The 23,473-nt window shown below is 58.8% G+C and carries 24 protein-coding genes; 14 read left to right on the top strand and 10 right to left on the bottom strand.

From position 1 onward, the window contains the following. Positions 1–67 precede the first annotated feature (67 nt). Both AC13QO_RS15560 and AC13QO_RS15555 read right to left on the bottom strand, forming a co-directional pair. Positions 68–1,207: a sialidase family protein gene (locus AC13QO_RS15560; protein ID WP_488541149.1), complete on the bottom strand. Its 1,140-nt coding sequence runs from the start codon at positions 1,205–1,207 to the stop codon at positions 68–70. A gap of 14 nt (positions 1,208–1,221) precedes the next feature. Continuing rightward, positions 1,222–1,524: a hypothetical protein gene (locus AC13QO_RS15555; protein WP_085777335.1), complete on the bottom strand. Its 303-nt coding sequence runs from the start codon at positions 1,522–1,524 to the stop codon at positions 1,222–1,224. Between the two features lie 293 nt (positions 1,525–1,817). Between AC13QO_RS15555 and AC13QO_RS15550 the strand changes: the two genes are divergently transcribed. The 7 genes from AC13QO_RS15550 to AC13QO_RS15520 all read left to right on the top strand — a co-directional run bounded on the left by AC13QO_RS15550 (position 1,818) and on the right by AC13QO_RS15520 (position 5,731). Then, positions 1,818–2,147 carry an ArsR/SmtB family transcription factor gene (locus tag AC13QO_RS15550; RefSeq protein ID WP_097601500.1) on the top strand — a complete coding sequence of 110 codons (330 nt, stop codon included), beginning with the start codon at positions 1,818–1,820 and terminating at the stop codon, positions 2,145–2,147. Further along, positions 2,144–2,608 (top strand): SRPBCC family protein, encoded by a 465-nt coding sequence (locus tag AC13QO_RS15545; RefSeq protein ID WP_488541148.1) that lies wholly within the window; start codon positions 2,144–2,146, stop codon positions 2,606–2,608. Before AC13QO_RS15550 ends, AC13QO_RS15545 begins: the two co-directional genes overlap by 4 nt. A 41-nt stretch (positions 2,609–2,649) precedes the next feature. Next, positions 2,650–3,066, top strand: a complete 417-nt coding sequence (locus tag AC13QO_RS15540; RefSeq protein WP_210628765.1) for a GFA family protein — start codon at positions 2,650–2,652, stop codon at positions 3,064–3,066. A 188-nt stretch (positions 3,067–3,254) separates the two neighbouring features. Next, on the top strand, positions 3,255–3,611 hold the full coding sequence (locus AC13QO_RS15535; RefSeq protein WP_488541147.1) for an ArsR/SmtB family transcription factor: 357 nt from the start codon (positions 3,255–3,257) through the stop codon (positions 3,609–3,611). Continuing rightward, complete coding sequence (locus AC13QO_RS15530; protein ID WP_285192957.1) at positions 3,580–4,062, top strand: SRPBCC family protein; 483 nt, start codon at positions 3,580–3,582, stop codon at positions 4,060–4,062. Before AC13QO_RS15535 ends, AC13QO_RS15530 begins: the two co-directional genes overlap by 32 nt. Beyond that, a complete protein-coding gene (locus tag AC13QO_RS15525; protein WP_488541146.1) occupies positions 4,055–4,675 on the top strand; it encodes a glutathione S-transferase family protein in 621 nt (206 codons plus the stop codon). Before AC13QO_RS15530 ends, AC13QO_RS15525 begins: the two co-directional genes overlap by 8 nt. Positions 4,676–4,873: 198 nt before the next feature. After that, positions 4,874–5,731, top strand: coding sequence for an alpha/beta hydrolase (locus AC13QO_RS15520; protein WP_488541145.1), 858 nt, complete (start codon positions 4,874–4,876; stop codon positions 5,729–5,731). Between the two features lie 104 nt (positions 5,732–5,835). Here AC13QO_RS15520 and AC13QO_RS15515 read toward each other — a convergent pair whose 3' ends face one another. Continuing rightward, complete coding sequence (locus tag AC13QO_RS15515; RefSeq protein ID WP_488541144.1) at positions 5,836–6,186, bottom strand: ethanolamine utilization protein; 351 nt, start codon at positions 6,184–6,186, stop codon at positions 5,836–5,838. A gap of 345 nt (positions 6,187–6,531) precedes the next feature. Here AC13QO_RS15515 and AC13QO_RS15510 point away from each other — a divergent pair, with 345 nt between their 5' ends. Together AC13QO_RS15510 and AC13QO_RS15505 are read left to right on the top strand one after the other, a co-directional pair. After that, positions 6,532–10,812, top strand: coding sequence for a Calx-beta domain-containing protein (locus AC13QO_RS15510; RefSeq protein WP_488541143.1), 4,281 nt, complete (start codon positions 6,532–6,534; stop codon positions 10,810–10,812). A 181-nt stretch (positions 10,813–10,993) separates the two neighbouring features. Continuing rightward, entirely contained in the window at positions 10,994–11,848 is an 855-nt protein-coding gene (locus AC13QO_RS15505) for a heparin lyase I family protein (protein ID WP_488541142.1), read from the top strand. Between the two features lie 1,225 nt (positions 11,849–13,073). On the opposite strand, the gene AC13QO_RS15500 is transcribed toward AC13QO_RS15505, so the two are convergent. The 5 genes from AC13QO_RS15500 to AC13QO_RS15480 all read right to left on the bottom strand — a co-directional run bounded on the left by AC13QO_RS15500 (position 13,074) and on the right by AC13QO_RS15480 (position 16,420). Next, positions 13,074–13,757: a phosphatase PAP2 family protein gene (locus tag AC13QO_RS15500; protein WP_488541141.1), complete on the bottom strand. Its 684-nt coding sequence runs from the start codon at positions 13,755–13,757 to the stop codon at positions 13,074–13,076. A 166-nt stretch (positions 13,758–13,923) separates the two neighbouring features. Then, positions 13,924–14,694 (bottom strand): SOS response-associated peptidase, encoded by a 771-nt coding sequence (locus AC13QO_RS15495; protein WP_085779999.1) that lies wholly within the window; start codon positions 14,692–14,694, stop codon positions 13,924–13,926. A gap of 322 nt (positions 14,695–15,016) precedes the next feature. Next, positions 15,017–15,337 carry a hypothetical protein gene (locus tag AC13QO_RS15490; protein WP_488541140.1) on the bottom strand — a complete coding sequence of 107 codons (321 nt, stop codon included), beginning with the start codon at positions 15,335–15,337 and terminating at the stop codon, positions 15,017–15,019. A gap of 2 nt (positions 15,338–15,339) precedes the next feature. Next, positions 15,340–15,540, bottom strand: a complete 201-nt coding sequence (locus AC13QO_RS15485) for a hypothetical protein (RefSeq protein ID WP_085779998.1) — start codon at positions 15,538–15,540, stop codon at positions 15,340–15,342. A gap of 145 nt (positions 15,541–15,685) precedes the next feature. Then, positions 15,686–16,420, bottom strand: coding sequence for an SOS response-associated peptidase (locus AC13QO_RS15480; RefSeq protein WP_488541223.1), 735 nt, complete (start codon positions 16,418–16,420; stop codon positions 15,686–15,688). A gap of 107 nt (positions 16,421–16,527) precedes the next feature. On the opposite strand from AC13QO_RS15480, the gene AC13QO_RS15475 reads away from it, so the two are divergent. Both AC13QO_RS15475 and AC13QO_RS15470 read left to right on the top strand, forming a co-directional pair. Continuing rightward, positions 16,528–16,824 (top strand): ATP dependent DNA ligase, encoded by a 297-nt coding sequence (locus tag AC13QO_RS15475; RefSeq protein ID WP_488541222.1) that lies wholly within the window; start codon positions 16,528–16,530, stop codon positions 16,822–16,824. Positions 16,825–17,595: 771 nt separating this feature from the next. After that, the gene (locus tag AC13QO_RS15470; RefSeq protein WP_488541139.1) at positions 17,596–17,766 is read left to right on the top strand and encodes a hypothetical protein; all 171 of its coding nucleotides are present in this window, start codon (positions 17,596–17,598) and stop codon (positions 17,764–17,766) included. A 64-nt stretch (positions 17,767–17,830) separates the two neighbouring features. On the opposite strand, the gene AC13QO_RS15465 is transcribed toward AC13QO_RS15470, so the two are convergent. Then, entirely contained in the window at positions 17,831–18,172 is a 342-nt protein-coding gene (locus AC13QO_RS15465) for an NIPSNAP family protein (RefSeq protein ID WP_085777321.1), read from the bottom strand. A gap of 216 nt (positions 18,173–18,388) precedes the next feature. Beyond that, positions 18,389–20,350, bottom strand: a complete 1,962-nt coding sequence (locus AC13QO_RS15460; protein ID WP_488541138.1) for an elongation factor G — start codon at positions 20,348–20,350, stop codon at positions 18,389–18,391. Between the two features lie 233 nt (positions 20,351–20,583). Here AC13QO_RS15460 and zwf point away from each other — a divergent pair, with 233 nt between their 5' ends. From zwf to AC13QO_RS15445, 3 genes are all read left to right on the top strand, one after another. Continuing rightward, positions 20,584–22,053, top strand: a complete 1,470-nt coding sequence (gene zwf, locus AC13QO_RS15455) for a glucose-6-phosphate dehydrogenase (RefSeq protein WP_488541221.1) — start codon at positions 20,584–20,586, stop codon at positions 22,051–22,053. Between the two features lie 293 nt (positions 22,054–22,346). After that, positions 22,347–22,940 (top strand): ankyrin repeat domain-containing protein, encoded by a 594-nt coding sequence (locus AC13QO_RS15450; RefSeq protein WP_085777318.1) that lies wholly within the window; start codon positions 22,347–22,349, stop codon positions 22,938–22,940. A 14-nt stretch (positions 22,941–22,954) separates the two neighbouring features. Further along, positions 22,955–23,458 (top strand): YHS domain-containing (seleno)protein, encoded by a 504-nt coding sequence (locus tag AC13QO_RS15445; protein WP_488541137.1) that lies wholly within the window; start codon positions 22,955–22,957, stop codon positions 23,456–23,458. Positions 23,459–23,473: the final 15 nt, after the last annotated feature.

Raw genomic sequence — 23,473 nt, 5'->3', positions numbered from 1 at the left:
CCGCAGCCCCGAACCACGGGTGCCCCGCTTTGTTCCGCAAATGCCAAACGTTCCGCTTCGGCATGGCTCAGATCTGCGACTGCAATGAAGCAGCGCCGTCCTCGGCTCCTTCTTGATCTTTGGCAGGCGTGACAATGGACGCTGCGACGTAACGCTCCTCCCTGTCGCCATCGTTGAAGTAGTAGACGGCGAGCAGGGATCCCTCCCCGCGTTTTACCATTCTGGGATAACCGAGATCAGCCGTGCCGCCGTCGCTGCGGATGACCTTCTCGGCGCCCCATGTCTGGCCGTCATCGAAACTCATGCGCATCCGGATACCAAATGGCGGATCACGATAGCCGTAGACGAGCAGCAGCATGCCTTCGATGCGTCCGAGCGCTGGCGGGTTGCCATTGCTGCCGGTGTCGCCGACAATGCAGCCTTTCCGTGTCCAGGTCTTCCCTTCGTCGTCGGAGGTGAAGGCTTCTATCCAACCCTTGCCACCACCCCTCCCCATGCAGCGCGTCAAGGTCAGCATGGCGCCACCGGCAAGCGCCACCGATGCCGGCATGATCGAATAGCCCTCAGGTTCCGGGCCGACAAAGCCTTGAAGGACGAAGCTGCGCCCGCCGTCGGCAGTGCGCGCGCAGAACACCCTGCCTTCCGAACCGTCCTCTTTGGAGGTGCTGAGCATGAAGAGCGCATGTTCCCTGCCAAGAGGCACGATATCGGTGCGCGCCGAGGTCGGAAGGTGCAAACCGGTGAAACGATACGGACCCTGCCATGTCAGGCATCGATCCCGGCTGACATAGAACCAGCTGACCGCGTCGCCCTCTACATCGGTTCTGGCGCACATGACGATCGTCTCGGGATCGAGAAAGTCTATGGGTTCATCCAGACGGGCGAGGTCATCACGAACCGACAGATGCGGACGGATCTTGAGATCGGCGTTCAGGTGCTCATCGGCCGAAAGCGAGAGCCCACCGGGCACCCGGCCGCAGAACGGCTCGTCCATCCATGTCAGTCCGCCGTCGAGGCTGCGTGCCTGCCAGGGTACGAATGGATAATCACGGTCCAGTTCGTGAAATTCCCCCTTCGCTCCGAGTTTGCCGCGCGCGAAGACGACAACGATTTCCTCACCCCAGGACCAGAGGCCATAATTTGCCGGCCAGCCTGCGAACTCGCCCTGTCTCCTGTAGATTTCAATATGGCGGAATTGCATGTTCATTGGGGCTTCCGCTGTCATAGCGTCTCGACTGGAAGTGCCCGCACGAGCAGTTCATCCTGGCCGAGCAGCCGTTCGAGTTCGCGACGGTATTGGCGCCACCACGCCCGATCGAGACTGCCCACCATGACTTCGATCACGATGACGGTATCTTCTTCAGTGCCCTCGTCATTGGACCAAAGCCCTTTTGCGGGGGAATTGAGATAGGCCGTCACACCGCCATGGCGCTCCGTCATCTCGCGCTGAATTGTCGCGATAATGTCTCCGATGTCGATCGTCGCTTGCGGCGCTGCCGGAATAAACAACTGAATCAAATGCATGTGGAATTCTCCTCGTCTCGCAAACTTCGCAGATCTGACGAGGTTCCAGCCCGGCTCTAAATCTGGTGCGATGTCATGGTGTCGGCTCCGCGCCGAAATCGCCGAGATCCGTCGGACGACAAGGAAAGCGGCAGCAGGCGGTGGTCGCCTTCGTGCAAGGTGCTCCGGGCCGCGGTGGCGAGCCCGACGCAAGGTGCCGTCATAGGGCTGATCAAGCATCCCTTTTCAGTTCATCCCGAAGACAGATACCAATTAGTCTTGACTCATCAATTAGTCACGACTATTGTGTTTACATGATCGAGACCACCCCAATTACCACCGTCATGCGCGCCCTTGCCGATCCTACCCGGCGGGCGGTGTTCGAGCAGATCGTCCTCTCCAAGGAGATCACCGTCGTCGAACTGACACGGGCGAGCACCGTCACTCAGGGCGCCGTCTCGCAGCACCTCAAGGCGCTGAAGCAGGCGGGCCTCGTCGCCGAGCGCCCCGAGGGCCGCAATGTCTATTACCGCGCCGAGCCCGAAGGCCTTGCGCCGCTTGTGGACTGGATGAGCCATTACGGCACCTTCTGGCGCGAACGTTTTGCCGATCTCAGAACCTTGCTGAAGGAAATCGATCCATGACCGACACCGCATTGAAGTCCGACACGCAGGAGATCGTCGTCGACGAAGTGTTCCCGCACGCGCCGGAAACCATCTGGAAAACGCTGACGTCAGCCGAGCTGATGGGCCGCTGGCTGATGATGCCGGCGGGCTTCGAGCCGGTCGAAGGCAAGCGCTTCACCTACCAGACGACGCCGGCCGGTGCCTGGGACGGCACCATTCACTGTGAGGTGCTGGAGGTGAAGCCGAATGAGCGTCTCTCCTATGCCTGGAAAGGCGGACATGCCGAAAATGCCGGCTACGGCTCGCCGCTCGATACCGTCGTCACCTTCCTTCTCTCCAGGACGGAAAACGGCACACGGCTGCGCCTCATTCATTCCGGCTTCCTGCTTCCGAGGAATGAAACCGCCTTCCAGAAGATGGGCGAAGGCTGGAAGAAGGTCGTGAAGAATATCGGCGCCCTCGCCGGCAGCGAGGACTGATCCGGCAGCAGCCACATCACAAATTTGTTCAGGAGAAAGCAATGAGCAAGCCTTATACCGGCGGCTGCGCCTGCGGCGCCATCCATTACGAGATTTCGGCCGAGCCGATTGCGATGAACGACTGCCAGTGCCGCGACTGCCAGCGGACGAGCGGCACCGGCCACGGATCCTATCTGACCTTCCCAAGCCGGCAGGCGGTGAAGCTTGAAGGAGAGGCCAGCCACTGGCAGATGGTCGCCGACAACGGCAATGTCAAAACGCGCGGCTTCTGCCCGGCCTGCGGCGCGCCTGTTTACCTGACCTTCTCATACATGCCCGATTTCTTCACGATCCACGCCGCCAGCCTCGACGAGCCCGAGCGATATCAGCCGCAAATGGCAACCTACACCGTGCGCGGACTCGCCTGGGATCGGGTCGACCCTGACGTGGCGAAATTCGAAAAGATGCCGCCGATGTGAGGCTGGCGCAGCGCCCGCAAAATGGTCTCTCGGGTGCTCGGTCGCGAGCGGGGAAGGTCCCGCTCACGACATCGTCGCTTAGCCACCGGGGTCGAGTTTTTTCGTGCGTTGCCGATCCAGCATAAATTGTCTTTGACATTTCTCCGCATAGAATATAACCATATGGCTATATAGCTGATTGGTGATGCATGGACGACAGGCTTGATGCGATTTTTTCCGCCCTCTCCGATCCTACGCGGAGAGCAATTCTCGCGCGGCTTGCCAATGGCAAGGCGACCGTCGCCGAGCTCGCCGATCCCTTCGCGTTGTCTCAACCCGCCATCTCAAAGCATCTCAAGGTCCTGGAACAGGCCGGGTTGATCCGCTCCGGCCGGGAAGCGAATTCGCGTCCCCGCATCCTGGAGCCGGCAGCCTTGAAGACAATTGCGGATTGGATCGCCGATTACAGGCGCTTCTGGGATGAAAGCTTTGATCGTCTCGATGACTATCTGTCCAAGGTACAAGGAAACGAAAATGGCCAAACCCGAGACCGAAACAGACAATAGCCGTGACTTGGTTCTCGTGCGAAGGTTCGATGCTCCATGCGATCTCGTTTTTGGGGCATGGACCGACCCGAAAGCCCTGGTGCAATGGTGTGGCCCTCACGGCTTCACGGCGGTCGGCGACAGGCTGGAAGCCTGGCCAGGCGGCAGACACCGCGCCTGTCTGATTGCCCCGGATGGAGAAGAGCATTGGGTCGGCGGAAGATATCTGGAGGTCGAGCCGCCGCACAGGCTTGTCTTCACCCATGCCTGGGAGACCGCAACCGGCGAAACCAGCCCCGAAACGATCGTCACCATCACCTTCAGGGAAAGCGACGGCGGCACGGAAATGACTTTTCGGCAGAGCGGATTTGCCAGCGCATCCTCGCTTGAGGGTCATGAATCCGGTTGGTCTCAAAGTTTCGAACGATTGAACTCTTTTCTGGGAACCGCCGAAGGGCAAAATCATGGGTAAGGCGGCGATGAAGCTCTACTATTGCGAGACGCTCAATCCGCGAAAGGCATGCGCCGCCGCGCGTTTTCTTCAAGCCGACGTCGAGTTCGTCAGGGTTGACCTGGCGAGCGGAGAACAGCGAACCGCGGAATTCCTGGCGCTGAACCCGAACGGGAAAGTCCCGGTGCTGCAGGAGGAGGCCGGGACCTTATGGGAAGCGAACGCCATCATGTGCAGGCTGTCCGACACAGTCGCGTCGGATTTCTGGCCGCATGACCATCGGCAGATCGACGTGCTGCGCTGGTTGAGCTGGGATGCCAGCCATTTCACCCTGCATGGAGCAACGCTGTGGTTTGAAAGTTTGATCAAGCCGTTGTTCGGCGGGAAGCCTGACGTCGCCGTGATCGAAGACGCGAAGACGAGTTTTCGGCTCCATGCCCGGGTGCTCGACGATCATTTGGCCGAGAACAGCGTCGCCGTCGGGAAGACACTGACCGTTGCCGATTTCGCACTGGCAGCTGCGCTTCCTTATGCAACCGCTGCCGACATACCACTCGCCGAATTCCGGCATATCCAGAAGTGGTACGCACGGCTTGAAGAACTGGATGCTTGGCAAAACCCTTTTCCAGCCTGAGAGGCACGCGCCAAGGGCTATTGCGGTTTGATAGGTGTTATCGCCGAAGCCCCGCTGAGGACATCTTCGTCTCTCGACCTCTTCTCCGCAGCAACGATTCGTGCCTATATTGCCGCTATGCCGAGCACACCACGCCGTAATAGGCCGCGTTGCTGCAAAGCGTCCTGGGCATTGCCAAACCGGCGGGTACATTCTGTCGTGAGCACCACAAAGTACTTGCTGATCTTGCCGCTGATGGCGGTCATCGCCTACATGGCGATCGTGGCTCTGGTCTATTTTTCGCAGGCAAGACTGCTTTATCCCGGAGCCGGCGCCACACCTGCTCCGGACCACCCGAGTTGGGGCGAGTCGGTCCACGTCAAGACGCCCGACGGCGAGATGCTTCAGGGATTGTACAGCCAGGGCGACAGCGACAAGCCCTGCGTGCTCCTGTTTTTCGGAAACGGTGACCGCGTCGACAATTACGCGTTTCTCGCTCGGGCGCTGGCCGCGCACGGGATCGGCTTGCTGGCGATTTCCTATCGCGGCTATCCCGGATCGACCGGCTCACCCAGCGAACAGGGGCTGCTGACCGACGGCATCGCCGCATTCGACTGGCTTTCGGCACACGCCGGAAGCGAGATCGTCGTGCTCGGCCGGTCACTTGGCACCGGCGTCGCCGTGAACACCGCCGCGAAGAGGCCGGCCGCCGGGGTCATTCTTGTATCGCCGTACCTGTCGGTTCTGTCGGTTGCGCAGGCGCGCTATCCGTTCCTGCCGGCTGAAATTCTTCTCAAGGATCCGTTTCGCTCGGACCTCAACATAGGCAAGGTCAGACAACCGAAGTTGTTCCTCCACGGCAGGCTTGATGACAGCATCCCACTGTCTTCAGGGCAGGCGCTGTACGAGATCGCACTCGAACCCAAGCGAATGGTGATCTATGACAGTGCGGGTCACAACGACATCTTCAGCGATAGCCTGGTCGGCGACGTGGTCCGTTTCGTGGAAGCGCTGAACGGAAGCGGTCCCAGATCCCGTCAGGAACAGGAGCCGGTTCCCGGCGTGATCGAGCGATAGATGGCTTGACTGTGTGATCAGCAGACAGTTAGCGCTTTTGGCGTCACGCACCGCCACCACATAATCGTTTCGCTTTTTCAGATTGAGGGCCACGCATGCGCGGCCTACGCATGCGCCGGCAGCCAATGCGGATAGGTGACATAGGCGGTGAGCGCGCCCTCCTCATGCGAGCGGATCGTCACGGTCTCGCCCTTCGGCATGTAGACGATCTCGCCCCGCCCGGCGCTGACCGTCCCCGCCTCTGTCGAAACCGAAAGCCGCCCTTCCAGGACGATCATGACATCGTCGACCGCCATCGTCTCGGTCAGGCTCTGACCTGGCGCGTAACGTCCGTAACCGATGGTGATCGGCCCGCCATGCCGCTCATCGACGAGATTGCCGACGCGGATATCTGCCTCCTGCCCCGGGGAACGCTCCAGCGAAGCGTCGGCGATCGTGAATTTCTGCATCTTCATCGTCATCCTCCATGCCGCCGGCTTAGGTAACGCGGAAATCTCCTGCGCCAAGTCCGCAGCGTGGCGCGAGCCACGAAAGCCCCGGCTTCATCGGCGCATAGAGTGGCAAAAGCCGCGTCGTCCGCACCCATTAGCCAGCCTGCAACTGAGCTCCAGTGCACCAAGGGCGTGTGAAGAATGACAGAGTTCTACCAACAAAGAGCTAATTGGAAAGTCCAAAGGATCGGAGCATAGTCCGCGCAGTGGAGTTCAGCGCGCGTGGGGAAAGGCGGGACACTGGACTCCCGCAGCCACGCCTCGACGACTTAGCAGACAACATTGACAGGTTGATGCGGAGGTAGCGTGATGGCGCAGGGCGTTGTTTCTCTCAGCGGGACTCTGACTCAGAATCAGACCTTGGCGGCAAACGTCACCGATGTTGACGGGTTACCGTCAGGGACGGTCATTACTTATCAGTGGCAGCAGAGCAGCGATAACGGTGCCACATGGAGCAACATAACAGGTGCAGCCACAGCCGCCCTGACCTTGCAGCAGACTCAAGTCGGAAAGCGGGTGCGGGCAACCGCTGCTTACACCGATGCTTTGGGTAACCAAGAACTGGTTGCCAGCACCACCAATACCGCCGTCGCCAACGTGAGCGACATAGGCGTAGTCGCGATCACCGGTACACCCGTACAAGGCCAAGCCCTGACCGCCGCGGTCTTGGATCTGGATGGGCTCGCCAATGTATCGATCAGCTATCGCTGGCAGCAACTGATCGGAAACACCTGGAGCAACATCGCAAACGCCACCGGCTCGACTTGGACGCTTCAGGCAGCGCAGGTCGGCAGGCAGGTCCGCGTCCAGGTAACCTATACCGATCAGTCGGGAGGAACCGAAAACAATCGAACCAGCCTGGCCACATCCCCGATCGTCGCGAGCAATCCTGCCGGCAACGATCTTGGCGTCGTCTCCATCATCGGGGCCGCAAACCAAAATCGCACGATCGCGGCTGGTGTTACCGATGTCGACGGGCTCCCGGCCGGGACCATCGTCGCTTACCAATGGCAGCAAAGCAGCGATGGCGGCGGCACGTGGGGCACCATTGCCGGCGCCACTGCGAAAACCCTCAGCCTGCAGCAAGCACTGGTTGGGAAGCAGGTTCGAGCGACCGCCACCTACACCGATGCCCTTGGTAACAACGAGACGGTCGCAAGCGATCCGACGACGGCAGTCGCCAACGTGAACGACGCAGGCGTGGCGACGATCACCGGTACGCCCGTTCAGGGCCAGGCTCTGACCGCGGCCGTTACCGACCTCGATGGGCTCGCCAACGTGTCGATCACCTATCGCTGGCAGCAGCTGATCGGGACGACCTGGACCGACATCGCCGGAGCCACCGGTCCGAGCTGGACACTCCAGGCAGCGCAGGTGGGCAGGCAAGTCCGTGTGAGGACCACTTACACCGATCAGCTGGGTGGTGTCGAAACCAACCGGGCGAGCGCGCCGACCGCAGCGATTGTCAGTGCCAACAACCACCCGGGTGTGCTTGGCATCAGCGGGACCGCGACGCAGGGTCAGGTGTTGACGGCCGCCGTCACCGACACGGACGGTGTGCCGGGATCGGTGAGCTATCAATGGCAGCAGAGCAGCAACGGCACCACCTGGAGCAATATCGGCGGAGCGACTGCCAATACGCTGACCCTGCAGCAGGCCCAGGTCGGCAATTTCGTGCGGGCAACAGCCAGTTACATCGACAACCTGGGCAACAGCGAGAATGTCACCAGCCCGGCGACGTCCTCGGCAGTCGCCAATGTCAACGATCCCGGCGTGATCTCGATCACTGGCATAGCGAGCCAGGGCCAGACCCTGACCGCCAGCCTCAGTGACATCGATGGCCTGCCGGCAAGCGTCACCTATCTGTGGCAGAGCAGCGACAACGGCAGTACGTGGAGTGACATCGCCGGCGGGCAAAGCCTGACCCTCGGCAGCAGTCTCGTCGGCAAGCGCGTGCGGGTCAATGCCACTTATACCGACCTGCGTGGCACTGGCGAGACCGTCGTGAGCGCGGCGACTGCGCCGATTACCTCGGTAAGTTCCAGCCCCGTCAGCCTCTTCACCACCCAGACACCGGCCCAGCCCAACTTCACCGACGGGCCGGGAGTGGACTGGGAAGTCGGGATGCGCTTCGTCAGCAGCAATACCGGTTCGATCCAGGCGGTCCGCTATTACAAGTCTCCCAGCGAGACCGGCACGCATGTCGGCCGCATCTGGTCGGCTACCGGCCAGCAGTTGGCAAGCGTCACCTTCACCAATGAGACAGCCTCAGGCTGGCAGCAGCAGACCTTGGCAAGCCCGCTGGTCATCAATGCGGGCACCACCTATGTCGTCTCGGTCAATGCCAACAGCTACTATTCGCTGACCTCGAACGGCTTCGCCAATCCGATCAGCAATGGCGGGTTGACCGCCCCGGTCGGCGCCGGTGTCTACAACGAAACCATCGGCACGTTTCCAGCCCTCGTCTACCAGAACGAAAACTACTTCCGCGACGTCGTCTTCTCTGCTGGATCAAGCGTTGCCTTGCGGGACAACGCCACCATCTACGTCAGTGAAACAGCGGGCGCTGCAACAATCACCGTCGTTCGCACAGGCAGTACGAGCGGACAGCTGACACTGGAGTACACGACCAACGAGATCGGCGGAGCCGGAGCGGCACAGGCTGGAGCGGACTATACGTTGCCGACCTTCAATGGCCGAGCCAATACCGGGCAAGTTGTTTTCGAGGACGGCGAGAGCAGCAAGACGTTTGCCATCCCAATCGTCAATGATCCTGATGCCGAAGGGACCGAGACATTTTCTGTCGGCATCCAGAATCCCGGGCCTGGTGGCTCCCTGGCAGCGCCGCGGACTGTTCTGGTCTCCATCGTCGACAACGATTCCGCACCCACCATCTCCCTGAACAATCCGGTCATCACCTTGTCGGAGGCCGCCGCCGCCGCCACCATCACGGTTCAGCGCAGTGGAAACATCGACGCCACGGCCACCGTCGCATATGCAACGAGCAATGGCAGCGCGATCGCGGGCTCCGATTATACGACAACAACGGGCGTGCTCACCTTTGCCGCAGGGCAAGCGATCCAGACCATTTCTGTTCCGCTGCTCAACAACACGACGGCCGAGAGCAACGAAAGCTTCACTTTAACCTTGAGCAACCCGACAGGTGCTGTCCTGGGGAGCCAAACGACTGCGACCGTCAACATCCTGGACGACGACAGCAACCTCGGCAATCTGGTCCGACAGACCGTCGTGTCCGGCTTGACCGAGCCAACGGCCTTGGATTGGACCCCCGATGGCCGCTATATGGTTGTCGCGCAACAGAATGGCATTGTGCGGGTGGTGGACAACGGCACGCTGAGATCGACGCCGTTTGTCGATTTGTCCAGCCAGGTCAACTATACGCCCGGAGATCGCGGGATGCTGGGGCTGGCAATTCATCCGAACTTCGCGGCAAATCCTTACGTCTATCTGCTCTACACCTACGATCCGCCGGAAACCGCGAATGGAACCGGCCTGGCGGGACCGGATACCAAAGGGAACCGTCCTTCGCGCCTCGTTCGGCTTACGGTCAACCCCAACACGATGATTGCCGATCCGGCCAGCATGGTCGTGCTGGCCGGTACCAACAGCACCTGGGCATACACCAGCCGTCCGGATCTCGACAGTACCGGCGCTGTGAACATACCGCCGTCCGGCATCGTCAACGGCACCACCATCACCGCCCCTGCAAGCCAGATCGAGGTGGGAACACAGGACAACGATCCAGATCGCGCCGGAATCCAGAACCAGAATATTCGGGACTATCTGGCGACGGACAGTGACTCCCATTCCAATGGAGCACTCCATTTCGGGCCCGACGGCATGCTGTACTTCAGCAACGGAGACGGCACCTCATACAATTTCATGGACCCTCGCACGGTTCGCGCTCAAGACGTTCACAATCTGTCCGGCAAAGTCCTGAGGATAGATCCGATGACCGGCGCGGGCGTTCCGGGGAACCCCTTCTATGACCCCGCAGATCCGAACAGCAATCAGTCCAAGGTATTCTATTCGGGCGTGCGCAACGCCTATCGCTTCACCTTCGATCCAGTGACCAACCTGCCCGTGCTCGGAGATGTCGGCTGGACCACTTGGGAGGAAATAAATACCGGCCCTGCAGGATCGAATTTCGGTTGGCCGTATCTGGAAGGTCCTGGCCGAACGGGCGGCTACCAGGATCTCCCTCAAGCGATCAGCTTCTACAACAATGGGAACCGAAACAGCCCTTCTGATCAGCCTGCTGTTTTTCCGCTGCTATCGAGAAGCCACGGTTCGCCCGACAACGCCACTGCGATCACCGTCGGGGACTTCTACAACGACAACACCCTGATGTTTGCGGATCTTGTCAATGGAAATGTCTACACCGCCACGATGAACGCAAGCCGGCAGATCTCGAACGTACAGGTCTTCGATACGGGCGTCGCCTATCTCGTAGACATTCAGAAGGGACCCGACGGCTGGCTTTACGGCGCTGATTTGGGCACCGGCACTATCCGTCGCTGGGCAGACCCCAATGCGCCGACCGGCGCGACCCTGTTGACACCGACTTGAGCCGCAGCATTCAGGATGGGATTGGTGGCACGGCTCATTCGGTCGTCTTTAAGCGGTGTGCCGCTGGCCACCGCTGAAGTCGTCTGGTTGAAGCTCCATAATTCCTTCAAAGCTGAAGGTCGCCCCTTATGGCATATTGAACGCGTAACAGGCGATGCCGAGACAATGAGGGAGGTTGGTGATGCCGCTGAGACCTAATTGGTCAAGCTCAGGGTTCAGGAATATCGGCATATTGAACTTCCTCCGCAAAATCCTGGTGGCAGTACTTCTGCCAGTTCTTTCAGCAAATCTTTCATCCGCTGCGGAAAGGACATTTAAAGTTCCTGGCTTCACTCACCCCTTTAGAGTTACGACGGAGCGCAATCAGCCGGGCGGCTTTACTATGGTGAAAGACCCGCTGGATCAGCACAACGCGGCCAAGGTGTTCAAGTTCTCGATCAATCCAGGCCCGTGCGTGCAGGACGACTGCGAGCAACAGTCGGCTCGCGCGACGGTTCAGCAGGGACGCAAGGCCAAGCAACCCAAGGAGGCATGGTATGGCTGGGACATGTATTTCGTGCCCGACTTTCCGATTGGTTCGAAACAGGTAAGAGGTCACGAGATATTCGTCGAATTCAAGGATCAGGACCAATGCCAACTCGTGGCCCTGACCACCAATCCCCATAGCAACGACCAATTCCTTTCATGGAGTATGGAAAAGCCAAGCGGGAAGCAGATGACCCAGTTCGGCGGTGACTGTATTAACCTTTTCGACATGCGCGTCGCCTCTATCAGCGAACTGGCGGGCGCTTGGCACCGTTTCGAACTCTTTGTCCGATGGACCAGGGAAGGCGACGGACGCTTCTTGATGTTTGTGGATGGGAAGCAGGTCGTGGACTATCACGGCGTTACCTGTTTTTCATGCGATAAGCTGAATTACTTTCTTTTCGGCAACTACCTGTGCTGCACGACTGGCACCAAATTGGTGGTGCCCGCGACGGTCTACTATCGCTACGTCAGCATGGCGAAATCTCGTGAGGCTCTCGTTTGGAAGTAGCTCAGCAGGATCGACGGCGATGGAGCTCCGCGCACAACGAAGTTTGCGGAGCCGAAGTGCACGGAGGGAGGTGGGCGGCCCGTCATCAAAATTTCCACGACTCACGAACCAATCCGCCGTCCTTGATCAGCAAATGTGTTCGACACTTATGTTCATTTGGCTGGGCTGATAAAGAAGTCGTGCGTCGCGTTGGGAGCCCACTGGGAAACTTACTCCGCACGACCCCACTCCGGGGTGGGGTGGATCGCAAGCTGAAAGGCGTGTGCGATCCGAAGTAACTACCTCTCTGCCGCGATCCGGTGACTTAACATCACTGTGCTGCCTGTGGTTCCGGTACACTACCGGACAAAAGCCCTCGCAAGGGGGCAAGTCTTGGCAGGCGGCGCCAGGCATTGTGGACATTGGAACATGAGCCGCCGCCAAACATTATGTGCTTGCAACCTGGCTCATTCCCATTGAAGGAGATTCCACGTGAATAACTTAATCTGGCTCGTCGGCGCCGTCGTCATCGTGCTCGCTATCCTGAGCTTCTTCGGCTTCCGTTGAGAAAGAAGTGCGGCGGCTCAACTGCACCATCCATGAACGCAGGAGCACGCCGCTACGCCGGACGAAGAACCCGACCGGCGCAGCATCTTATATGGGGAGCATTAGCAGCGACTTAAATGTCTGCTGTCGTACCCACTGTGGAGGTTGTCCGGTCGAACTCGCGAACTGGATGCGTCCGCGTTTGATGGCGCCTCACATGGAAACGGCGCCATGAGGCCGCGGTGTTAGAACCCTTCACTTCGATCGGATTCTAGGATGCGCTCGACTGAACATCACTCGGCGATTCTTTCGAATTGTCTTGGAAGTGGGCTCGGGCAGTCTCGTCAAGATCGATCAGCTTGTCGATCGCTTCCTCAACAGCGGCGGGTGATCGGGCATAGTGCGGTTCCGGTACGATGCCGGACAAAAAAAGCCCCGCCGAAACGGGGCAAGTCTTGACAACACGGATCGCACAGGAGGAACACCCGTGCTTTCCTGTTGCCTCAACGAACGAGGACCGGCTAGGTTCCGTTACAGCGTTGGAGATAGTTAAACTCAGCTTCGGCCTTCTTAATTAGGCCAATCTCCGCTTGCTACGGTTTTGATTCTCGCCAGCCCGCCGCCAAAGCTTCGTCTATGTGATCCGGAACGGCCTGCAGTGGAAGGATGTGCCGTTTATCCGAGCTCGTCGAACTCGCAATCACGAGATGAGGTGTTGAAGGGCCCTTCCGACGAGCCGCAGTTCTTCGAACTGTGTCACAAATTCATAGGATATGACAAAGAAACCAGAGAAGAACAAACCTGGAAAGCGCTCCTCAGCCGTTAGCACAGACGGCATCAATAGCTTCTGAAGAGGGCGTGCAACCAGAAGGGCTGTGCACACGCCTACAAAAGCGCCACCCAGGATGTCGGTCGCATAATGATAGCCAGCATAGATGCGCGGCAGGCAAATCACGAACGTCGACCAGATGAAGCAGGCCGCACCAAGCGGTCGGGATGCACGCCACATTGTTGTCGATACCGCGAAGGTCAGCGCGGCATGGTCACTGGGGAAGGAACTCCAATGCTCAAGCGCATTCGGATCGACGCCCAAAGGCAGCACGAAGTCGGGATTGCCTGAATGCAGCGGCCTGAGACGCTCTGGCAGGAACAGTTGTATAAATCGCGATATGCCAATTCCGAAGAACATGTCGATGATGCATTCGGTAACAACTGGCTTCCACTTATTTCGAAAAAACCATAGAAACCACAGTAATATAAATAAAGTCAGAAATTTTACAGTGTTCAAGTCAAGAAAATGAATAATGAACTTATTCGCTATAATCGACTTGGATGAATATTGACCCATCAGCTTCATCACGAAGGTGTCGAGACCGTTCAGCATTGAGAAGCCAGCCAATTTCTTTGGTTTGGAATGATCTATGATGTATAGTTATGTCATCATCCCATTAAGACCACTCCGCGCAGCCGGCGACACAGCAATAGTGCTCGATAATCAGGTTAGCGCCCGGCGCCGATGATGCCTTTATGCCCTTGTCCACTCATAGTGGTTACAGCAAATTCGTTTGCACCGGCTCCCCGGCGTTGCTGATGATGGTGGAGCCATAGGCCTCGCGCGAGATCACCCTGATTGCATCGTTCGGCAGCGGGCGGGCGAGCGCCTTCGCCTCTTCCCAAGGGGCGCGCATCCACACGTCGACTTCTTCTTGCGTCAGCAGCAAGACCGGCATCGCCTTTCCATGGATCGGTTTGACGACGTCGTTGGGGTCGGTGGTCAAGAAGCCGTAGAGGTCGTCGGTCGTAAGACCATCCTTGACTTTCCGAACGCTTTGCCATTGCGGAACGTGGATCCCAGCGAAGAACATCAACGGCCTACTGTCGTCACGGGCGAACCACGCGTTCGGCGTGCTTCCACCGTCCTGTTTACTGGCGGGATCGGGTTCGGCAAAACTGGTCACCGGCACTATGCAACGGCTCTGGACGCCGAACCATTTCTTCCAGTGCGAAACATTGAGGTTGCGGACGTTGGTGACGCCCTTATCCGGCTCCATCCGGATGAGCATGTCCATGTCGACGGGCTTGGCTTTTTGGCGCAATTTCTCTGCCCGGGCCTCAGCTGCCTGTTTGATCACGAAGAATGGCGAAGGAAGACCCCATCTCGCATGGACAAGCTGCTTACGGCCATCTGGTGTGTTGCGGACGATCGGGCCCAATTGGTCCGGGTTCATCTGGTAGGCCGGCATCAAGTTGACCAGACTCTCGACGTCTTGAGCCCACTTATTGACCCAATCCTTCGCATCCATCCGGTATAGATTGCACACATCTCCCTCCTTCGGCGTCCAGGCCCCATTGCGGGCCACTTCGTCCGTATCGATTAACTGGCCGTCCCAGCGATCCCTGAATTGCTCTGCAGCTTCGCGGCTGCTGAAGCAAAAGACAAGATAGCTATCCCACTCGATCGACGCCCTATAGCTCTTCGATCTGCTGTCCAGTGCGAGCGCGGAGGTGATGACCGTACCCCGATCGTGAACGGAATAGGGGTGTTCGCCGGAGTGATAGTTGCCCCACCAGAGTATGACGTGATGAGGAAGATCAGTTTTTAGGCGCCAGCGGGCGCTAGGATTATCTCGGCGCGACGCCATCCTACAAAACTCCGTCTTCCCAGATTGGTTTTTTGACCGATGTCACTTTGACCAGTCGGCGCACTGTAAGCTTGCCGATTTCAGCCCCCCAAATCTGGACGACCTTCAGATTCATGTATTCCCTTCGGTCGCAGAGCTGACACCGGAAGCGGCCGGCCAAGCGATCGAGGCTCACGTCCTTCGTCAGCTTCAACAGATCTCGCGGAAAAAACCGGTAAGTCCTTCGACACAGCTGGCACGTTACCTCGAGCAATTGGTTAGCATCAGCCGCGTCGCGCAGGGTCCACCCGCGCAACTTCTTGGAATAGTTGATTTCCGGCATGGTCAGTCTCGGTCGTATCTCGGCCGCCACCCACGCGTGATCCCTCGGCCCATAGCGCCTTCGGTCAGCACTAGCTGCCAGCGAAGGTGACGGATGTCTGCCAGGAGCGTTCCTATCGCCGCTTGCACATCGCCTTTGTGATAGGCAAGCACCTCGGCAATCTCATCATCAACCATGGCTTCGCCAATCGGCTGCTCGCGCATCCCGTGCTCCATACTTTAAGTTTTCAGATTGGCGGCCGCACGCCGATGTTCTCATTATGTTCACGCGGGGCGATGGAGTCAATAATCCTCTGTTTCTTTTCGAGGGCGGCTGATGTCGTGACAGTGTGGAGGGCGGTTCCGCCTCTCAGCGAAGCTGACGAGTCAGAGGACGCCGCGGACCGAGATTAACCGGGCTGATGATCTCGGGGCCGGTATTCTTCAGATTGTCAACGCCCGTGCCGATCGGCCACATGGTCAAAAGGTCGGCCGAGTATGGCTTCATCAGGTCGGATGGATTTGGATCAGGAGATAGCCAGCGCTCATAGTCTTGCCGACGGAGAATGACTGGCATTCGTTCACTGATTGTCGTCATCATCTCATTCGGCGCGCAGGTGACGACGGCGAAGGTGCGGATATCGATGCCGGCTGGGTGGCGCCAGAGCTCCCAAATGCCTGCGAGAGCAAACAGAACGTCCGTCTTCATCGCGATAGCATAGGGTTGCTTGTCTCGGCTGTGAGCGGAGATCAACTTCCACTCAAAGAATCCGTTGACTGGAATCAAGCAGCGCCGAGACCGGTAGGCAGGCCCGGCGAGTCTGTGTGCGGCAATCTTTTCGCAGCGAACATCGACCAATGGGCGACGCCGGTCGCTAGGCGTTCTAGATGCCGGCGCCAGTCCCCACTTTGCTATTGCAAAGACCGGGCCAACGATACCGGTTCCCGGCGCTGCTTCCTGGATGATGATCGGATAGACTTGGCCTGGTGAGCCGTTGTATCGAGGGATGCGGTCAACCAAGCCGTCAAGCTCGCCGTATCCGGCGAAAGAGAAACTACGCGCGAGCTCGTGAAGCGATTCTTTGATGTAAACGCGACTACACATTCGGTATTCCATGGGGAAACTACTTATTTAGATATAACCCTCCCTCAGCAGGTCAAGGCAGCCGAAATGTTTTCCCCGCCGCGACTTATGAAGTGTCAATACTCAATATGGGTCAATTGCATTTTAAGATATGGCTGTTCAACTTGCGGTATGACAACGCCGCCTCGCAAGCCTTCCCAGCCGGAACTGGCTTTAAGGCAAGCCGCAAAAACCTGGTCTGGATCAAGCCGAAACTCGTCGCTGAGATCGAATACGGAGCTTGGACACATCACGGGAAGCTGCGGCACCCCTCATATAAGAGCCGCGGGACGCTGCTGATAGTGCGGCAATTTATGAGTTATAGGAGATGGCGATTGATGGTGATAGGCTGCCAGCAAGTCAGCGAGATGGCGCACTTTCTTTGACATTCATGCTGAGCACTGAATTCTTTGGAGGCTAGGGTGACAAAGCGCCTGTGTATCAATTGTCTAATAGGTTTCATCCTCTGTTTCGTTGGTATGTACGCGCTAAGTGTTTTCAGTGGTGGCGTGCAAAATATGCATGGATTTGCGAGATACATATACAATATTCTTTGGGCGCTTCTTGCAATACTGTTCCTGCCGTTAACATGCAGGATATCCGTTCCGGAAGAAACGGCAGGTCACGCCGTCCCGTCGACGTCCCCATCTTCGTCCAACTCGTGCACCGGCAGATGGGTGTTCTGCTCCACTAACGGGCGACGCTAACCTACTGCCCCGTCGGCAGAAGCGTACACGTCATCAATCCGAGAAAAATGCGGGAGCCGGGCCGTTGTCATACGTACCTGCGCGTGCAATTCTGATGCGTAGACTGTTTGGGCAAGGTGCACATGGCGGCAACAACATTCGCATCTCCACCCTGGTGGAGAATTGCAGTTGCACTAATCGTAGTGCCTTTGGTGGCATCCTTCGCATATGCGGTTTACGCACCAGCCTATCAGGGCCTGCCGGATATGATGGAGCGCGTTGTCCAAACGACTGCAGTCGTCGCGTTCTTCGGTGTGTATCCGCCAACTGTTGTATTGGGGATACCATTGATCCTCTACCTCAGGGGACGAGTACGGGCATCTCTTGCAAATTGTGCGATGGTCGGGGCCCTCCGTCGCGACCTTCCCGTGGTTTTGCCTAACTGTATTTTTCGGCCCCGACGAGGCCTACGTGAACAATCACATGACCTACCAGCACGGGATGATGACGTGGTGGGGATTGCTGGAAGCAATCGAATTGCTCACGGAAACAGCTGTATTCGGAATTGCCGCCGGGGGATTGTTCTGGCTGATCGCCGCAGCCGGCATCAAAAAACAGCCCCCTTCTAAAGTGTTTGAATAGCGGCTCTCGATATCGCCCGATGACGGTGCCGGACATGGTCATGCGATCTCGGCTGCCGTAACCGTTATTCCGACGGGTTGGAGAAGCCGCGGTAGAAGCGTGTCGGCTGCAGCAGCGAACTGGTGATGTTGGCGATGATCGGCCCATCCGCCTCGCTCTTCGCCTTCGCTTCCTTCCACTCCGGATCGGCGATGAACTCGGACCATTTTTGCTCGCGCTCCGCCAGCGACCGCCATTCGAGCAGGTAGGTCAGATCGTTGCTGGAAGAACCGATCATCGTTGTCCAGAAGCCGAGTGAGCGGATGCCGAGCCGTTCCCAGATCGCCAGCGTCGCGGTCTCGAAACGCTGTTGCAGTGCCGGCAGCCTCTCCGGCAGACAAGTATAGATGCGCAATTCGTGGATCATCGGATGCCCCTCATGAATGCCCTTTGGAGCGTCCTCAAGCCGCTCACGGTAATGAGGGGCAGCTTATAAAGTTTCGCAAGGTAATCAATGGTTCCGCGGCGCGCCATCCTCGAAAGCGAGGATCGGAGCTCAGGCGCATTCCGAAAACCAGTGCGAACTGACCGGCCCCGGCCGCATGCTGCCCCCCAAGGCCGTCGAGGTATTGGCGGGAAGATTTCAGTGTGCGCCGCCCGTTTCCTCCTGTGCCCTCACGATGGCGTCCGCTTCCTTGCCGTATAGCTCCTCGAAGTGATCGAAGGTCTTGGAAAAGTAACCAATGCCCTGCGTCGCCGAGCGCAGCGCCCGCGCCAGATCGTCAAGCGCGCCGCCCGGAACAAGTGCCCGGAAGATGTCCCATCCCTTGGCGTTTTCATCCCGGTCGAAGCCAAGAACCTGACCCTTGAGAGCGGAAACGATCTGGACGAGGCTGCCGGAATAGATCGACGGAATGTGAATTTCGCTGCGGAAGACCGGTTGCATCAAAACGGCCGACCCTTCGGAAAGCGCCTGTCGCACTCCCATTTTCGAAGCAGTCCTGAAGGCGTGTTCCGAACTGTCGACAGCATGGTGCTGACCATCGAACAGCGTTACGCCGACATCGATGACCTGGAAGCCGAGCGGCCCTTTCTCCATCGCTTCGCGCGCGCCTGCTTCGACGGCAGGGATGTAGTTGCGCGGAACGACGCCACCCTTGACGGTTTCGCTGAAGGTGAAGCCCCGGCCACGCTCGTTGGGGCGAATGCTGAGCTTCACATCCGCGAATTGCCCGGCGCCGCCGGTCTGTTTGCGATGCCGGTAGTGAACCTCGGACGGCTTCGCGATGGTTTCACGATAGATCGGGCGGGGCGTTCGATCTGTTACCTCGATGTGGAAGACGTCGGACAGGGTTCGGCAGAGATCGCGCAGATGTACCGGGCCCTGGGCGCGGACGAGCTGGGCGCCGGTGCCTTCCTCCTGCAGAACGACAAGACCGCGATCCGTCTCGGCAAGTTTTGCCAGCGTTTCGGAGAGCTTGTTTTCATCGCGTTCACTGCCCGGGACCAGGATCCTTTCAAGCATCGGCGTCGGTGGCTCGGTCCATTCGGGCGGGGCGAGCGCCGCGTTTGATGTCAACAGCGACGGGACGGGCAAGTGGTCGGACTTGACTGTTGCGAAGACATCCCCCGGTGCAGGCGTGATCGCCGAACTGGACCGTCCGTTTGCGGGATCCTGCACGGCGCCGAGGCCGGAGCCGCCAAGTGATGCGCCTTGCCGCAGTCCCTCGCCAAATGCACGCACCAGCACCGTCTTGCCGATATTCTGACGATGATAGGCATGGAAGCTCACGGCGGTCAGCTTGTTTTCATCGACATTGCCCGCACGAGCCAGGCGCTGTCGAAGAGCCGTGACCTGCGGCGCCTCGTGGCGCAGCGCTTTCATCAGCCTCATCATGCCGTTGCCGTGACTTGCGGCGCCGATCAGGACCGGAATAATCCTGTTTTCGCTCAGAACCCGCGATGAAATGGCATAGAGCGCGTCGCTGGGCGGCTGGCGATCTTCGATCAGTTCCTCAAGAAGCCAGTCATCGAATTCGGACAGGTGTTCCAAAAGCTCGCTGCGCGCTTCCTGCTCGCGCTCGGCAGCACTTTCGGGGATTGCAATCAGCGCCGAAGTCTGGCCTTCCCGGTAGCGCCACGCCCGTTCGGAAATCAGATCGCAACTGCCGACGATCTTGTCTCCCTCGCGGATCGGGATCTGGCGAAGCAAAAGCGTGTGGTTGGCGTAGTCTTGAAGCGCGGCGATCACATCCCTCAGCCGCCCTCTCGGTTCGTCCATCCGGTTGACGAAGAGGATGCAGGGCGTCCCCGAGGCTTCGATTATCCGCAGATAGGGTGCGGCGAGCACGGCCTCTTCGGGAGCCGGAGAAGCACACAGAATGCAGGCGTCGCTGGCAAGAAGCGCGTGCTGCACATGCGCCAAGGCTTCGTTCGGTCCCGGCGCATCGAGCGCGCACCACGCCTCATTTCCAAAGGTGAATTCCGTGAGGTTCAGTCCATAAGGGGAGCTGGATTTTCTCGGCGTTCCCTCCAGCGAGGCGAGCTTTTCGACGACCGTCGATTTTCCAGTCTGCGAGGGTCCAAGTACGGTAAAGCAACGCATCGGCATTCCTCCAACTGCCATAGACACAACTTTCAGCCATCATAGGATGCCCTGAACCGCGGCAAGGCGCCAGAGGGGTTCAGCCCCCTTGCTCCGCTACACGATCCATGCCTCTATTTAACCTTAGAGGGGTGAGCTTCAACGTCATGGCATCACGCACGAAGATAGCCGCTTCGCGGCAGCGCGGAGCTAGGGTCGACCTCCATCCCCAAGCAACAACGGAAGGCTTGAGGATGAGTGTTTTGCGCAAGAATTCAACTCGGGTTGGCCCCGGCTACCCACAGGTCGTTGTGCTCGTCGGCGCGACGGGTGATCTCTCAAGGCGCAAACTACTGACCGGGCTGTTCCACCTCACCAATGCGGGCTTCATCCCAGGATGTCGCATTATCGGCGTTTCGCTTGACGACATCGATGCCGATGCCTTCCGCACCATCGCCCGTGACTCACTGGACAAATTCTTGACGCGCAAGTTCTCGCCGTCCGAATGGGAAGCGTTTGCCGCATCGCTCGACTACGTTCCGCTCGCTGCCGGCGCCAATGCTCTCAAGGAAGCGGTCGACAGGGCCGAGAAAGCGCTGGGCGCCGAGACGCGGCGCGTGCATTATTTGTCCGTGCCACCCAGTGCCGCCCTGCTGGCCGTGCAACTCCTCGCCCAGGCTGAGCTGACTGAACGCTCCCGTATCATCATGGAAAAGCCCTTCGGCACGGACCTTGCCAGTGCCGTTGCACTGAACAAGAAGCTGCACGAGGTGTTCGACGAGAAGCAGATCTTCCGCATTGACCATTTCCTCGGCAAGGAGCCGGCGCAAAACATCCTGGCCTTCCGATTTGCCAATGGCCTGTTCGAACCAATCTGGAACCGCAACTTCATCGACCATGTGCAGATCGACGTTCCGGAGACGCTCGGCCTTTCCACCCGCGCCGCCTTTTACGAGACCACCGGCGCCTATCGTGACATGGTGGTGACCCACCTTTTCCAAATCCTCGCCTTCATGGCGATGGAGCCGCCCACTGCCCTTGAGCCTGCGCCGATCTCGGAAGAGAAGAACAAGGTGTTCCGCTCCATGTTGCCGATTGAGCCGCGCGACGTGGTGCGCGGTCAATACATCGGCTACCGTAAGGAGCCTGGCGTCGATCCCGAAAGCGACACTGACACCTTCATCGCCTTAAAATGCGCCATCGACAACTGGCGCTGGGCTGGCGTGCCCTTCTACCTGCGTACCGGCAAGCGCATGGCCGAGGGGCAGCGCATTATTTCCATCGCATTCCGTGAGCCCCCGAAATCGATGTTCCCTGCGGGCTCTGGCGTGGGGGCGCAGGGCCCTGACCACCTTACCTTCGACCTTGCCGATGCCTCCAAGGTCTCGCTTTCCTTCTATGGCAAGCGCCCTGGACCGGGCTTCCGGCTCGACAAACTCTCGCTGCAATTCGCCATGAGCGAAACCGGCCTGATTGGCGAAGTTCTGGAGGCCTATGAGCGTCTGATCCTCGACGCCATGCGCGGCGACCACACGCTGTTCACTACGGCCGAGGGTATTGAGCGGCTCTGGGAGGTTTCCCAATCTCTCCTCGATAACCCGCCGCCCGTACGCCTTTACGACCAGGGCGGCTGGGGGCCGAAGTCGATCCACCAACTCATTGCCCCGCACGCCTGGCGCCTACCGTTCGAGCGCGCCTGGAGGGATGCGGCAAAGCGTGATTGAGGGTCAACAGTTGAATCGGTGCCGGGCGACCAGAATGGCGCTGACCAATTGCATGCGGAGCGTCGGGCGGCCCTCTCTGGCTGCAGCCGCAGGTGATCGGCCGCGACAAGGAGGACGGCCGTGTCGCCGAGCCGGAGGACATCCGCATCTGGAATGACTCCCTTTGCCGGCGGCTTCCGTCCCCCAGGTTGAGAGGCGTCGTCACCGCGGGTCGCCGCTATGGCCGATGCAGGTGTCAGGTAGCTTAAGCGCCGACGGCGTGGTATTCTGTGGGGAAATTTCAAGGTGAAGCTATGCGCCGGTTTCTTACATCGGTGGCGTTGTTTTTTTCAGCGACAGTGGCGGCCGCTGGGGACCCCTTGTTCGATGCCATTTCAGCAGGAAACACCGTTGCCGTGGAACAGTCTCTGGCTTCGGGTGCCGATGTCAACAGCCGCACGCGGGATCAAGCAACACCACTCATCAACGCCGCGCTTGAAAATCAGCTTGCCGTTGCCGAGCTGTTAATAGACAGACATGCCGATGTTATGGCGAGGAATTCAGGCGGCTTTACGCCCCTTCATGCTGCGGCATTTTCGGGTAGCCTACCCATCAGCAAACTGCTCCTGGACCATGGAGCCGTTCTCGACGATGCATCCAACAAAGCCGGTGTTACGCCCCTCATGGTTGCGGGCGAAGAGAACCATGTCCTCCTAGCCGAGTTTTTGCTTACCAAGGGGGCCGATGTCAACCACGCCGAGGTTCACGGCTACGCGCCAATCACGAGGGCCATGTGGAAAGGCAATTTCGATATCGTCCGCCTGTTCAAGCGACATGGTGTGGCCTGCCCTCCGGGCAGCATCCTCGGCGCGGCCAATTACGCTAAGTGCATGGAAATACATGATTAAGACAGGAGGAGCAGATGCATTCTGGAAACGGGACACGATGCATTGGCCGTTCTTCGGCAATGATCGGTCTGGCTGTCGCAGGTGCAGTCAGCGGATCACCAGCCATGGCCGACGATTCCGTAAACACGGGCTACTTCGGCGGTGTCGCTATCATGGGATACGACACTGTCGCCTACTTTACCGAAGGCAAAGCGACGAAAGGCTCGGAAAAAATCTCCTACGATTGGATGGGGACGCCCTGGCATTTCGCCAATGCCAAACATCGTGAGATGTTTATGAGCGAGCCGCTTAAATACGCGCCCCAGTACGGCGGCTACTGCACGGGCGAGGTGAGCGGCGGGTCCGTCACCGTCAACATCGATCCGCAAGCCTTCAAGATTGTCGAAGGAAAGCTTTACCTGATGTATGACAAGGCGGATGCGGAGGACTTTGCCGCGCATCCGGCGGACACTGTGGCGAAGGCCGATGCCAAATGGGCGAAGGTCGCGGCCGATCTCGAACTGGATCAGTATCACTGACGGACTGACAAGCGC

The organism is Rhizobium sp. CNPSo 3670 (genome assembly GCF_057784555.1).
The sequence above is the reverse complement of the archived record's forward strand: the minus strand, read 5'-3'. Positions and strand labels throughout refer to the sequence as shown.

Excerpts from the sequence above, each read along its gene's own strand:
- AC13QO_RS15560 (WP_488541149.1), bottom strand. The coding sequence starts at position 1,207 with ATGAACATGCAATTCCGCCATATTGAAATCTACAGGAGACAGGGCGAG.
- AC13QO_RS15555 (WP_085777335.1), bottom strand. The coding sequence starts at position 1,524 with ATGCATTTGATTCAGTTGTTTATTCCGGCAGCGCCGCAAGCGACGATC.
- AC13QO_RS15550 (WP_097601500.1), top strand. The coding sequence starts at position 1,818 with ATGATCGAGACCACCCCAATTACCACCGTCATGCGCGCCCTTGCCGAT.
- AC13QO_RS15545 (WP_488541148.1), top strand. The coding sequence starts at position 2,144 with ATGACCGACACCGCATTGAAGTCCGACACGCAGGAGATCGTCGTCGAC.
- AC13QO_RS15540 (WP_210628765.1), top strand. The coding sequence starts at position 2,650 with ATGAGCAAGCCTTATACCGGCGGCTGCGCCTGCGGCGCCATCCATTAC.
- AC13QO_RS15535 (WP_488541147.1), top strand. The coding sequence starts at position 3,255 with ATGGACGACAGGCTTGATGCGATTTTTTCCGCCCTCTCCGATCCTACG.
- AC13QO_RS15530 (WP_285192957.1), top strand. The coding sequence starts at position 3,580 with ATGGCCAAACCCGAGACCGAAACAGACAATAGCCGTGACTTGGTTCTC.
- AC13QO_RS15525 (WP_488541146.1), top strand. The coding sequence starts at position 4,055 with ATGGGTAAGGCGGCGATGAAGCTCTACTATTGCGAGACGCTCAATCCG.
- AC13QO_RS15515 (WP_488541144.1), bottom strand. The coding sequence starts at position 6,186 with ATGAAGATGCAGAAATTCACGATCGCCGACGCTTCGCTGGAGCGTTCC.
- AC13QO_RS15510 (WP_488541143.1), top strand. The coding sequence starts at position 6,532 with ATGGCGCAGGGCGTTGTTTCTCTCAGCGGGACTCTGACTCAGAATCAG.
- AC13QO_RS15505 (WP_488541142.1), top strand. The coding sequence starts at position 10,994 with ATGCCGCTGAGACCTAATTGGTCAAGCTCAGGGTTCAGGAATATCGGC.
- AC13QO_RS15500 (WP_488541141.1), bottom strand. The coding sequence starts at position 13,757 with ATGCTGAACGGTCTCGACACCTTCGTGATGAAGCTGATGGGTCAATAT.
- AC13QO_RS15490 (WP_488541140.1), bottom strand. The coding sequence starts at position 15,337 with ATGCCGGAAATCAACTATTCCAAGAAGTTGCGCGGGTGGACCCTGCGC.
- AC13QO_RS15485 (WP_085779998.1), bottom strand. The coding sequence starts at position 15,540 with ATGCGCGAGCAGCCGATTGGCGAAGCCATGGTTGATGATGAGATTGCC.
- AC13QO_RS15480 (WP_488541223.1), bottom strand. The coding sequence starts at position 16,420 with ATGTGTAGTCGCGTTTACATCAAAGAATCGCTTCACGAGCTCGCGCGT.
- AC13QO_RS15475 (WP_488541222.1), top strand. The coding sequence starts at position 16,528 with ATGGGTCAATTGCATTTTAAGATATGGCTGTTCAACTTGCGGTATGAC.
- AC13QO_RS15465 (WP_085777321.1), bottom strand. The coding sequence starts at position 18,172 with ATGATCCACGAATTGCGCATCTATACTTGTCTGCCGGAGAGGCTGCCG.
- AC13QO_RS15460 (WP_488541138.1), bottom strand. The coding sequence starts at position 20,350 with ATGCGTTGCTTTACCGTACTTGGACCCTCGCAGACTGGAAAATCGACG.
- zwf (WP_488541221.1), top strand. The coding sequence starts at position 20,584 with ATGAGTGTTTTGCGCAAGAATTCAACTCGGGTTGGCCCCGGCTACCCA.
- AC13QO_RS15450 (WP_085777318.1), top strand. The coding sequence starts at position 22,347 with ATGCGCCGGTTTCTTACATCGGTGGCGTTGTTTTTTTCAGCGACAGTG.
- AC13QO_RS15445 (WP_488541137.1), top strand. The coding sequence starts at position 22,955 with ATGCATTCTGGAAACGGGACACGATGCATTGGCCGTTCTTCGGCAATG.